Origin of the sequence: Aureimonas sp. AU22 (assembly GCF_001463745.1) — a bacterium.
Classification (GTDB): domain Bacteria; phylum Pseudomonadota; class Alphaproteobacteria; order Rhizobiales; family Rhizobiaceae; genus Aureimonas.
This window is the reverse complement of the sequence record NZ_BBWJ01000042.1, coordinates 1-12,043: the sequence shown is the minus strand read 5'-3', so window position 1 is coordinate 12,043 and position 12,043 is coordinate 1. Positions and strand designations below refer to the sequence as shown.

The 12,043-nt window shown below is 66.8% G+C and carries 11 protein-coding genes; 2 read left to right on the top strand and 9 right to left on the bottom strand.

Annotated elements, in window-relative coordinates:
* Positions 1–911 precede the first annotated feature (911 nt).
* The 4 genes from AUL34_RS14600 to AUL34_RS14585 form a co-directional block, all read right to left on the bottom strand.
* Complete coding sequence (locus tag AUL34_RS14600) at positions 912–1,154, bottom strand: hypothetical protein (protein ID WP_061935060.1); 243 nt, start codon at positions 1,152–1,154, stop codon at positions 912–914.
* A 141-nt stretch (positions 1,155–1,295) separates the two neighbouring features.
* Complete coding sequence (locus AUL34_RS14595; RefSeq protein ID WP_061935058.1) at positions 1,296–1,739, bottom strand: BLUF domain-containing protein; 444 nt, start codon at positions 1,737–1,739, stop codon at positions 1,296–1,298.
* 12 nt (positions 1,740–1,751) lie between these two features.
* Positions 1,752–3,350, bottom strand: coding sequence for a bifunctional diguanylate cyclase/phosphodiesterase (locus AUL34_RS14590; RefSeq protein ID WP_061935056.1), 1,599 nt, complete (start codon positions 3,348–3,350; stop codon positions 1,752–1,754).
* A 186-nt stretch (positions 3,351–3,536) separates the two neighbouring features.
* The gene (locus AUL34_RS14585) at positions 3,537–4,310 is read right to left on the bottom strand and encodes a hypothetical protein (RefSeq protein ID WP_156420940.1); all 774 of its coding nucleotides are present in this window, start codon (positions 4,308–4,310) and stop codon (positions 3,537–3,539) included.
* A 260-nt stretch (positions 4,311–4,570) separates the two neighbouring features.
* Between AUL34_RS14585 and AUL34_RS14580 the strand changes: the two genes are divergently transcribed.
* Both AUL34_RS14580 and AUL34_RS14575 read left to right on the top strand, forming a co-directional pair.
* A complete protein-coding gene (locus AUL34_RS14580) occupies positions 4,571–5,419 on the top strand; it encodes a sensor domain-containing diguanylate cyclase (RefSeq protein ID WP_061935052.1) in 849 nt (282 codons plus the stop codon).
* Between the two features lie 191 nt (positions 5,420–5,610).
* On the top strand, positions 5,611–7,500 hold the full coding sequence (locus AUL34_RS14575; protein ID WP_061935050.1) for an autotransporter domain-containing protein: 1,890 nt from the start codon (positions 5,611–5,613) through the stop codon (positions 7,498–7,500).
* A 121-nt stretch (positions 7,501–7,621) separates the two neighbouring features.
* Here AUL34_RS14575 and AUL34_RS14570 read toward each other — a convergent pair whose 3' ends face one another.
* From AUL34_RS14570 to AUL34_RS22625, 5 genes are all read right to left on the bottom strand, one after another.
* Positions 7,622–8,158: a TadE/TadG family type IV pilus assembly protein gene (locus tag AUL34_RS14570; RefSeq protein WP_061935048.1), complete on the bottom strand. Its 537-nt coding sequence runs from the start codon at positions 8,156–8,158 to the stop codon at positions 7,622–7,624.
* A complete protein-coding gene (locus tag AUL34_RS14565) occupies positions 8,155–8,673 on the bottom strand; it encodes a TadE/TadG family type IV pilus assembly protein (protein WP_061935046.1) in 519 nt (172 codons plus the stop codon). Before AUL34_RS14565 ends, AUL34_RS14570 begins: the two co-directional genes overlap by 4 nt.
* Positions 8,673–10,004 (bottom strand): TadE/TadG family type IV pilus assembly protein, encoded by a 1,332-nt coding sequence (locus AUL34_RS14560; protein ID WP_061935044.1) that lies wholly within the window; start codon positions 10,002–10,004, stop codon positions 8,673–8,675. Before AUL34_RS14560 ends, AUL34_RS14565 begins: the two co-directional genes overlap by 1 nt.
* Before the next feature lie 454 nt (positions 10,005–10,458).
* On the bottom strand, positions 10,459–11,028 hold the full coding sequence (locus AUL34_RS14555) for a transglutaminase-like cysteine peptidase (protein WP_244492586.1): 570 nt from the start codon (positions 11,026–11,028) through the stop codon (positions 10,459–10,461).
* 680 nt (positions 11,029–11,708) lie between these two features.
* On the bottom strand, positions 11,709–12,043 hold a 335-nt coding region (locus AUL34_RS22625; protein ID WP_202814958.1), incomplete at its 5' end, for a hypothetical protein.

Sequence of the window (12,043 nt, the reverse complement as noted above, 5' to 3'; positions counted from 1 at the left end):
CTCGCTGTCGAGGCCCGCCTCCAGCCGCTCGTCCGCCTGCCGGTACTGCTCGCACTGGCCGGTCCTGGCGAGATCGGCGGGGCTGTCGGGCGTGAACCAGCGGTAGGCATAGAAGCCGACGGCCACGAGGACGACGGCGGACAACAGGATCTTCCAGGCGCGACGGGACATGCGCGAGACCTCACGAGGCAGATGGAGATCGACACGAACACCCGCCGCCTTTTGCGGGCCTGACGACGGAGCCTCGCGGTGCGCCGTCGCGACCTTGAACGCCGTCTGGCCGATCAGCCGCCGCCGATCCCCTCCTGGACGATCCCCGTTCCGCCGCACCGGGCGCAGCTCTCGCCCTGAAGGGTGCCGGTCCCGGCGCAATCGGGACAAACGTCTTCGCCGCTCCCCGGCGTGCCGGGCGCGGCCTCGTCCCCCGGCTTCAAGGATGGTTGGTTCGTGTCGTCCCTGTCGATGCCCATGATGGCGGTGCTCCTTGTGTGAGGGGCGGCGAGCTGCCCGGCACCTGCGGCGAGGGGTTGCGCGTCTATCGCGATGCCAGGCTCAACGCCTTGAGCGCACGGACCTCGACATTCCCGTGGACGGGTTCGACCCGATGGGCGGCGTTCTCCAGAATGCTCGCCATCTCCATGAGCCGCGCCTGCGTCAATCGTCTCTTCGTCGATGAAGGGTCCTGGGCCGCTAGTCGCAACTCCAAGGCTATCGTCAGCAATTCGACCGTCGTCGGGTGGCCCATGAAACCTCGCTTGCGGCTTGCAAGGGAGAACGTCACCGCGCCGGAAACGCTCCATGGCAAACCGATGGGGATGCATGGTCTTCGAAGCGGCGCCCGCGCCGTCGGCGGGCGGACTGTTCCCCATAGGCGGCGGCTGCGAAGTGCCGAGGCGGAGAACGGCGTCGGATCAGCCGTCGAGACGCGCCCGGCCGTCGACGATTTCCTGGCGTGCGGCTTCGTGCTTCTTCTGCAGGGCGTCGAAGGCGGGGACGCCGTTCATGTCCTCGCCGGCTTCGTTGCGACGACTGAGAGCGAGATACTCCTCGCTCTCGCGCGGGCTCAGCCCGACGAAGACTTCGTGTCCCTCGGCGTCGATCGTCAGGGCTCGCATCGCCCGCCAGAACTCGCGCTCGTCACCTGTGATATCCATGGGATCCTCCTCTCGATCCCCGTACAAGCCGTGGCGAGGGAAAACGTTCGCGGATCGGTGGTGGCACAACCTCTCTTTTGCCGCCGACAGCCGCCGGGGTGCGGCGGACGACGCGGTGCCCGGCGGCCGAGCGAACCGGTATCAGGCCGCGAGGGCTTCCTCCTGAAGCGTCAGGTCCCGAAGGATCTCGTGAATGCGCTGTCCGCCCAGGCGTTCCGGATCGAAGCCGCTGCCCGCCCCGACTGCGGCGAAGCGATCGGCGTTTTCCGCTGAGCGGCCGACGAAACCCATGGCCCAAGTCCCGAAGGTGCGGGCGGCGATGGGCTCCAGGGCGAGGAGCGAGACATCGCCGTGGCGCTCGTCCTGCTGGATGCGCTCGAAGGTCGCTTCCACCGCCGAGAGCGGCCCTTCCAGCACCTGTGCGAAGCAGCCGGCGTTGAAGAGGAGGGCGCCGGTGATGCCGACGGCCGGGTTGTTGCGGCGGCTCGCCTCGAGGATGGCGTCGACAGCCTCGGCGAAGGTCGCCTCGTCGCCGGCGACGGCGTTCCGGCTGTAGTAGACGAGCTGATAAAGAGGCTCGGACATCAGGTGGCCCTTTCAGGAATAGAGGAACGAGGACAGGCGATCGGCCGGCATCGGTCGGCCGGTGAGGTAGCCCTGAACGTGGGTGCAGTGCTCGCTGCGGATCCGCTCGAGCTGTTCCGGCGTCTCGACGCCTTCCGCCGTGATTGCCATGCCGAGGCTGACGCCGAGCCCCGCGATCGCCCTCAGGATGGCCTCGCTGTCACCGCCCTCCTCCGCGCGCTGGACGAAGGAGCGGTCGATCTTGATCTTGTGGAACGGGAACTTCTGCAGATAGCTCAGCGACGAGTAACCCGTTCCGAAATCGTCCATGGAGATATGGATCCCGAGATCACGTAGGGCGTGAAGGGTCTTGAGGACGCTGTCGGTGTTGTCGAGGAGGGCGCCTTCCGTGATCTCGATCTCGAGGCGATGGGCCGGCAGTCCGGTACTGGCGAGGGTGGACACGATGAGGTCCACGAGGGTGTCCGTCCTGAACTGCACCGGCGAGATGTTGACCGCGACGGCCCGGTCGTCCGGCCAGGTCGCGGCGGTTGAGCAGGCCGTCCGCAGCACCCATTCCCCGATCTTGTTGATGAGGCCGGTTTCCTCCGCGAGCGGGATGAAATCCGCCGGCGAGACCAAGCCGCGCGTCGGGTGATGCCAGCGGATGAGGGCCTCGAAGCCGATGACCGCGTTGGAGCCGAGATCCAGGAACGGCTGATAGTGCAGCTCGAACTGCTTCAACGCGAGCGCGCGCCGAAGGTCGATCTCCAGTTCGCGCCGCTCCCGCAGGGCGGCGTCCATGCCGGGCTCGAAACTGCGGAAGCGGTTGCGGCCCGCACGCTTCGCCTCGTAGAGGGCGAGATCGGCGTTGCGCAGGAGGTCGCGTCCGACGACGACGCCCTCGCCAAGCGCGACGCCGACACTCGCGCCGATGTTGATGGTGTGCCCGCTGAGGACGTAGGTGCGGCCCACGAGATCAACGAGACGCCCGGCCAGCCTTGCAGCGTCGTCCGCGCCTCCTATGCCGGTCTGGACCACGACGAACTCGTCTCCGCCGACGCGCGCCACGCAGTCGTCCTTGCGACAGGCGGAACGGATCCGGTCCGCCACCTTCTTCAGGAGAAGGTCGCCGATGCCGTGGCCGAGCGTGTCGTTGATGATCTTGAAGCGGTCGAGATCGATGCAGTGGACCGCCACGCCCGGCGCATCGTTGGCAAGCGCCCGATCGAGGCGTTCGTTCATGCCGCTGCGCTTCATCAGGCCGCTCAGATCGTCGGTGTCGCTCGCCGGCACCGCCGTCTGGCCCCCATCCGGGAACAGGCTGAGGAGGAGGCCGGCATCGGGCGCATCGGCGAAGAGCGCGCGGAACCGCATCTGCGTCTTGGACGTGAGGGCGAGCGGAACCCCGCCCGCCGTCGCCTGACCCAGGGGTTCGAGGTGTTCGGGAAAGAGGTCGGCGAACCGCAGTCCGAGGATCCATCCGCCGAGCACCGCCTGCGCGGCCGCATTGGCATACAGGACCTCGCCTTCGCGATCCATGGACAGGACGGGGTGGGGAAGGTTCTCGAGCAGAGCCTCGGCGCTGTGGCGCCGCGGTGCGCTTTGAAGGTCTGCGGAAAGCGCTGACATGAGCCCGTTACGTTATGGAGTGGATGCCACCATTGCGCCGAACGGCATGCTAAACTGTTAAATCGTGCGCGTTATTTCCACGCAACGCGTCAAAGCTGGTTAGACGACTATAGTTCGCCCGCCGCCGCGCGGCACGAAGCTTGCCCGCCGCCGTTCGGCGGTGCTTCGCCGGCGAAAGCGCCTGCCTCAGTCGCTGCCGCCGACGGCCTGGGTCGGCAGCCCGAACCGGGTTTCCACGTCGGGATCGAGATGACGGGCGATCCAATGCGTATCGTCCTCGCCGAGCGCGTCGTAGTGCGTGCGTTCGAACACCCGGTTTCCGTTGCCCTTGTAGGACCAGACCCGCTGGAACTCCGGGGATGCGGGCAGTTCGGTCAGAGCCGCCAGCGCCGCCACGACGGCCTCGGGGTCGCCCTGCAGGGTCCCCAGCGACAGCAGTGCCACATTGGGTGCGCGTGTATGCAGCGCGCCCCAATGGCGCAGCTTCGCCGTGCGCTTGGCGATCGGGTTGGCAAAGCGAAGCCCCGTCGCGGGGTCGCGCTCGTGCATCATTTCCTGACCGCGCAGGGGATGGCCGTCGCGAATGCCCCAGAACTCGTCGTCCCAATAGGAATGCCAGGGCGCCCGGATGAAGGCCGAGAACGACAGGCGCTTCACCTCGGGATGCGCATGCCACGGCTGGCGGTGCAGGCTGCGGACCCAGTCGAAGGCGCTGCGCGCGATGACCAGCACGAGGACGTCGTCGCGGAACAGAACCTGATCGGGGACGAACCAGTGCTTGAAGCCGTAGGCTTCGGTTCGGGCTTGATCGCCGAAGTTGGCATCGATGGTTCGAGCGATCGCATGAGTTCCAGAACAGCGCTGACCGTAGATCTGGATGTGCCGTATCCCGCCGGCGGTCCGCTTGAGGACCCGCAAGCCCGGTATCGGCTCGTTCCAGTCTTGATGTACGATCGACACGGCGCACCTTCGACTGCAGTCCATTCCCTGGCGCACGCCCCTAGCACCCGGGACGGGCGTCGGCCTATGCCGAACTGCGGGCAGCGGCATTCCGCCTCAAGCGGCGCAGGCCCTGGGTCCCGTCCCTCGAACGGCGGCATCGACGTGCGGGACGCTTGGGTCCCGCCCGACGGTCGCAGTGCAAACCGTGTCCACCATAGAATTTCACGCGATCTTTACGTCGAATCTCCAATGTGACGCTGAGGAACGAGTGAGGATCGATGTCGAGGATCAACGTGGATTCGCTTGCCGTTCCGGCATTCACGGTCGCGATCACGGACGACGGCGTTCTTCGATACGACGGCATCAACGAACCGCTGTGCCAGCTGTCCGGTTTCACGAAAAACATGTTCGTCGGGAGGACCGCGGCCGAATTCATGTCCGCCGAAGGCGCGCGCAGCTGGGAGACGAACTATCGCCGGTGCCTCGCGTCCGGCGTCATGGACGAATACGAGGAACTGGCGGCGACGCCTTCCGGGCTTCGATGGTGGCGCACGATCCTGTCGCCGGTCATCGACGGGAACGGCAGGATCATCCAGCTTCTGGGAATGACGGCCGACATCGACGAGCGCAAGCGGGCGGAGATCGAGCTGCAGTCCGCCGTCTTCGTCGATGCGGTCACCGGCATCTCCAACCGTCGGCGCTTCGACCTCGATCTTGCGGCGGCGATGGCGCGGTCGAGGGACGGCGGAGCCCCGTTCACGCTCATCCTGGCCGATCTCGACCGCTTCAAGCTGGTCAACGATACGTTCGGACACGAGGTCGGCGACGAGGTCCTCCGCCAGACCGCGCTTCGGCTTCGGGCCGGCGTGCGCGAGAAGGACAAGATCGCGCGGATCGGCGGCGACGAATTCGCCGCGGTCCTCTCGACGGCCTCGGAAGGCGCGATCGCCGTGGCTCTCGACCGGATCGGTCGGCAGTTCGCCGAGCCGATCGATTTCGGGCGGCTTACCATCCCTGTCGGCGTCAGCCTCGGCGCCGCCTTGTGGCGCCCGAACATGACGGCCGAGGATCTCAGGGCGGTCGCGGATGCCGCGATGTATGAAGCCAAGCGCGACAAGGCCGCCTGACGGATTGGGGATCGCCCACTCGCATCGACGACGGGCAAGCCGGCGCTGCGGCGGGTCGGCCACAGAGCTGCCGCAATCGGGAGGCCCCGCGTGCGGGCGCGCGCTTCCGCCCTGTCGCCGAAGCGCCGTCTCGCGCATGCTTCCCCTCGGGGGCTCGGCCGGACGCCGAGCCGGATGGGGAGACGCTTCGCATGAGCCGCCTTGAGACCCGTGCCGTTCTGGCTGCCGCCACCGCCGTTCTTCTGGGCGCCACCGCGCTGCCCGCATCGGCTCAGGTCGCCGGCCCCGTGATCAGCTTCGGCGACTCCCTGTCGGACAACGGCAACCTGTTCCTCGTATCCGGCACGCCGACGTCGCCGCCCTACTTCCAGGGGCGCTACTCCAACGGTCCGGTCTTCACCGAATACCTGAACGGGGGGCCGATGCAGCCGGCGGGAGCGGCGACGCTCAGTGGCCTTCGGATCAATCCCGAACTCTCCCAGAACTACGCCTTCGGCGGCGCGCGCACCGATCGGCTGGACGGACTGCGTCCGCCCGGCATTCCCGCCCAGATCGACGCCTTCGTGCTGCAGGACGGGCGCTTCGGCGCGGCCGACGTGGTGACGCTCTACGGCGGCGCCAACAACATCTTCCAGGAGATCGAGGCGGCCGGTGCGACACCGGCCACGATCGGAGCCGGCGCCGTCGCGGCCGCCGGCGACGTCGCCGCCTCGCTCGCCCGGCTCGGTTCGCTCGGGGCCCCCACCGTCGCGGTGCTGAACCTGCCCGACATCGGCGCGACGCCGGCCTTCTCCGGATCCATCCCGGCATCGGTCGCCGGCACGCTCGCGACCGATCTCTTCAACCAGACGCTCGCGGCCGGCGTGACCCAGGTCGCGGCCGCGCTTCCCAACACCGACGTCGTTCTCGTCGACGTCCGGCGCCTGGGGACGCTGATCACCAGCGACCCCGCGCGCTTCGGCATCGTGAACACGCGCGACGCCTGCCTTGCGACACCGGCCTGCGCCGGCGCGCCGGTCGCGATTCAGAACACCTACCAGTATTGGGACGGGGTGCATCCGACCACCGGCATCCATCGCCTCTTCTCGCAGCTCGTCGAGGACTACCTGTCGGTCGGCGCCGCGGCGTCGGCGGTCGGCTCCCTTACGCAAACCGCGCTCCTCGACCGCATGACGTCGACCGACGCCTTGCGCGAGCGCGCCCGCCTCGCCGCGCTCCAGGTGCCGCCGCCCGCCACCGGCTCGGATGCCGCGATCGCGGTTCCCTTCTCCGATCTCTACGTTTCGGTCGGCGGCAGCCGTTTCGAGCGCGATGGCGCCGACGGCTATCGCTTCCGCAACGGCACGGTGCGCGTCGGTCTCGATCATCGCCTGAACGATCGACTGATCCTCGGCGGCGCGCTGTCGGCGGCGGCCGGCGAGGTGGACGACGCCCGCCTCACCTACGACACGCTGTCGTTTGCGGCCGATGTCTATGCCACGGCGCTGTTCGGCCCGGCCTACGTCACCCTGTCCGGCGGCGTCGCGCACCAGGACTACGACGACCTCGACCGGCGGACGCGGGTGAGCACGGTCGTCAACCACGGCGGGGATACGAACGGGGTCTCGGCCAATATCGGTCTGGAGGCCGGGTACGGGTTCCAGGCCGGCGCGCTCACCGTGACGCCCGCGCTCGGGCTCGACTATCTCTACGCCGACGCCGACGGCTACGGCGAGACGGGCGCCGCGGCCGAGATCGTCTACGGCGATACGCAGCGCAACGCCCTTCTCGGTTCGGCCAACCTCCACCTCGCCTACGCCACCGAACTCGGCGGGCGGCCCTTCGCCCTCACGGGGCGCATTGGCTACGAGGACATCCTCACGCAGGACGACGCGCGTGTCTCGGCACGGATCGCCGGGGGCATCGGCAGGGCTCGGTCCGCCGGGCTCGACGACGTCGCGGCCCGCGGCTTCGTCGCGGGCGTCGGGGTCGATGCCGGGGTGACCGACCGCCTTTCGCTGACCGGCCGCTACTCCATCGGCACCGGCGCCGACATCGACGTCAGCCATGTCGGCGAGATCGGCTTGAAGCTGCGCTTCTGAGGTTTCGCGCGAGCCCCGGCGGTGCAACGGGGCGACGGGATCGGCCGGCGTCCGGACCTTGGGGCACCGCGCCTTGACGCCGGTCCCGATGGCAGCGCGGCTCGCCTTCGCCGGAGAGGGTTCAGTCGGTCTTCCTGATCGCCGAGGTGTATCGCGGGCGATTGGCCACCATGTTGTCGTAGCGCCCGGCCTTCAGGCCGACGGATGCCACGAAGGGGGCGTAGGCCGCTGTCGTTTCCAGAACGATGACGGAGTCCCCCTCGGCCACCAGCGGCAACTTCATCCCGGGAAGTTCCGTCTTCTTCAGCGGCGCGAGCGGGGACCGGGGCCAGGACCAGGCGACGTCGAGCTTCCCGTTGGCCATCGTGACGCTGCTGATGCGAAACGTCGTCAGCCCGTGCGACGGGGGCAGCATGGCCTGGAACAGGGAATCCATGACCTGCAGGTCTCCCGTGTTCACGGTGGTCTTGCGGGCCAGGATGTCGGCCACCGTGAACGACGCCTTTTCGGCCGTCACCGAGTCGGAATACCCGATGAACAGGGTGACGCTTCCGAGGAACAGCGCCACGAGCACCGGAGCGATGATGCAGAACTCGATCGCCGAGACCGCGCTACGGTCGCGCAGGAATGCGCGAAGGCTTCGTTGCGCCCCCCTCATATGCCCGGCTCGTTCACGAAGGCCGATACGGCCGTCTGGTGATATCCCCCCTTGCCGTCCTTCTCGAACTGGAGCGCCAGACCCATCAGGGGAACGATGGGATCGGACACGATGCAGGCGCGAACATACATGATCGAGCCGCGGCTACCGGTCGAGAAGCTGGTGACCGGTTGCACCCTCGCCCCCCGGTCCACGCAGACCGCGGCATGCGTCGGCATGTCGGCGGCCGTCCTGATCTCCTTCATTTCGATGAGCACCGTCGTCTCGCAGTTGCGGACGATCATGGTCCGCGCGCAGAGGGCCTTCTTCATCGCCGTGTGGCTCGTGGGCGCCGCGGGATCGCCGATGCGGATCAGACGGATGGTCTGATCGAGGGCTCGCCCGAGCAGCATCGACCGCGTCATCAGCCAGCCGCCCTCGAGGGTGGAAAACACCAGTGCCAGGAAGATCGGCACCACGAGAGCGAACTCGACCGCCGATGCGCCGGAGGGATCCTTCGAGAAGCGAGCGAGCATCACGGCACCAGCCGGATCTTCTGGATCGTGGTCGCGATCGACTGGAAGGTGGTGGCGATGTTCAGGCCGTCGATGTTGTAGGCATAGGACGGATCGCTGGCGCAGAAGGCCAGCGATGGCGCATCACCCGCGCTCACCCGGAACGCGATCGTGAAGATCGTGATCTTCTTGCTCTTGGCGTAGGTGCAGGCCGCCTTGTAGGCGGATACGGCTTCGCTGGCCGAATAGATCTGGCGGGAGCAGTTGGTACAGCTGATGTTGCCGGTGACCACGTTGTCCGTGGTCTTTGCCGGACGCGGTTGGAACCCGACCGCTCCGTCCGTGAACAGCACGAGGATCTTTCGTGTCCCGGTATCGGTGTAGGATGCGGGCCGGCCGTCGAAGGCGGCCGGAATGGGCAAAGAACCATTCTTGCGCAGCGCCGACATCATCGGCTGCATCGCGGGGTCCAGGAACTGGGTTCCCCACTTTATCGCATAGGCCGTGCCCGTCCCGTCGTAGGGCTGCAGCGCGTTCGCGCGCGCCTTCAGGAGGGCAACGTCGTTCGTGATATAGGTGACTTGCTGGTCGTCCCTCGGACACCAGGCTGCCTTGCGATCGGTCTTGCCCCAGTTGTAGTAGGTGAAGTCCGGGAACTGATCCGAAAGCGGAAAGGCCTGCAATCCTGTCGAGAATTCCAGGGTATTCGTCTCGAAGCAAGAAGATACGAGATGCCGTCTCTTGTAGAGCGGTCCTGCCAGATAATCGAAGACCTTCGGCCCGATATTGGTCCCGCCCGCGAAGGGGATGATGCTCATGGACGTGAAGTCCTTGGTATCGGGGCGTATCAGGGCATCGATGAAGCTCACTGCGGCCGGCCTGAGCTGGGTCATGCCGGTGTTGTCGACCATCGAACCGGAGATATCGAGCACGAGGGAGATTTCGATGTTCTTCCGCTCGTCCTGGGCGGTCGATTGTGCCGATATCGGCAATTCGCTGACGCTTGCGAGCTTGAGAAAGGTCGTCGGCTGCCTGAGGGATACGGTGGCTACGATCTTGCGGAAGTTCGTACCCTTGCTTTCCTGCAGTTGGAGGTTGTACGTGAGATCCGTCGGCAGCTGCGCGAGGTAGCTCTTGATCAGCTTTTCCGGGTCCTGCGATTGCGTCAGCGAGGCGGCGGCCAGGACACCGCGATCCAGCGTGTCCTGCAGCGAGACGCGCAACCGCTCGTAGCGCACGAAATCGACGGCACCGCCGGCCATCAATGTCATGGGGATCATCAGAAGCGCGGTCATCAGCGGAATGCTGCCGCCGGACGCGCCGAAGAACTGCTTGATCAATCTTTGAAGCATGCAGATGAGTCCCGCCGGTCGCCCGTGTATCGGTCCTCCCGAGGCGAACCGGAATAGTCTACCGGCTAATCATTGAGGAACGTCTAAACATCTGGCACGCATACGACAGATGTATTGGCCGCCGACGTTGCTGCCGTTGCGCGACGCATGATCCGCAGCCCACGACGCGGACCGCGTCACCGAGGTTGGAATGAAAGCGTCGGGCGAGCCGCTCTGCGAGCATGGTCCCGCTCACCGGCCTCGACGTCACGGGACGGCAGCAACGCTGCGCGGGCGGGTCGTGAACGGCTGGTCGAAGAACACGTCGGAGGGTCGATCAATGGCGCGATCCGCACCGGCGCCCGTCACCCTGTCCTTCAAGCCGATGCGCGCATCGTCGGGATCGACAGACCCCGCGCGAACGCCGCGCTGCCCGAGGTTCGGGCGCCGGCAGCCCCGCCGGTCTCCGGCGCGATCAGTCCTTTCCGGCGATCCTGTCCCACCGCCCGTTTCGGTCCTGCGACTGGCGCGCGAAATAGCGATAGGGAGTGGATGACCAGGGCTTCACGCGCGAGGTCTGGTTGTCGAGGATGAAGTCGCCTCCGTCGGTGCGCACTGTCAGCACCGTATGCCCCTCGTCGCTATGGGGCTGGCGCGCCACCGTGAGAAGCAGCGCGGAGGCCGGCCATCCGGATTGGAGTAGAGCAGCCTTCTTGGCGATCGCGATGTCCTCGCAGTCGCCCTCCTTGGTGGCCAGACGCCACACGTCCTCGCGCCCCGAAGTCTCGCGGTCCTCGCGCTGGAGGATGCGGCGGTTCACCTCGGCATTCACGGCGCTCAATTCCTGCTGCCGGAATGCCGTCAGTTCCACGATCTTGCGCCCGCTCACCGAGTCGCAGAGATGCGCGTCCCTCTCGCAGAAGGCGGAGAAGGCAGGCGGCGCGAAGGCGTTGCCGGCAAGCGCCATGGGACGCACGTTCTGGCCCGTCTGGCTGCAGGCGGTGAGCGTTCCAAGGGATGCCAGCAGGATGAGGAACCGGGTCAAACGGCTAGTCTCCAAGGGCGTCGAGAAGTCGATCATGCAAGGCGAAGCATGCCAAAGGCTTAACTTGGATTTTTTCAAGACGACCGAGGTCTGCCACCGGAAACCAGGGGCCGGCGTGCAAGAGGTACGGTGCGGCGAAATCGCTGCCCCCGTTCGGACAGGGTGTCTAATGACTTTAGGTAAAAGGTAGTATTCGACGGAACGTGTTAGACCTCATTCACCTTGAAATGAAAGTATTTTCAAAGGAATAGGAGGCTTCCTTGCGTAACCGTATGCCGAGCCGACATGTCAGAGCGAAAATGTTGCTGTCGGTCGCTTTCTTTTCCTCCGTCGGCCTTCTGTCGTCCGCGCCGCAATCCGCGGCCCAGTCGGTGCGGCCAGTGCTGTCGGCGGCGGAATGCCGGCCGTTGAAACAGTCGAACGTCGCGGTGTGCTGCGTGGCTGCGAACCGCGGCCAGATCCTGACACCGGCGCAGGTGGCACAATGCCCGCCTCTCACGACATCGACCGTGTCGCGCGCCCTGTCCAGCTTCCGCGACAACGACGACAACCTCGTTCCGGGGCAGGAAGTCGACTCGACAAGGCGCGACACGACCGACCGTCCCGGCCGCACCGCAGGCCGCAATCCCGGCGGCGGCTCCTCCTCGGGCGGCCCCACGAATGGTAATCCCGGAGGCAATTCAGGCGGCGGCAATCCGGGTGGTGGTGGCAATCCGGGCGGTGGAAATCCCGGAGGCGGGAACCCGGGCGGCGGCAACCCCGGCGGCGGTAATCCTGGTGGTGGCAATCCGGGCGGTGGGAACCCAGGCGGCGGCAACCCCGGCGGGGGCGATCCTGGCGGCGGCAACCATGGCGGCGGTGACCCCGGCGGTGGCAACCATGGTGGTGGTGACCCCGGCGGCGGCAATCATGGCGGTGGTGACGCCGGCGGCGGCAACCACGGCGGCGGTGACGCCGGCGGCGGCAACCATGGCGGCGGTGACGCGGGCGGCGGCAATCATGGCGGTGGTGACGG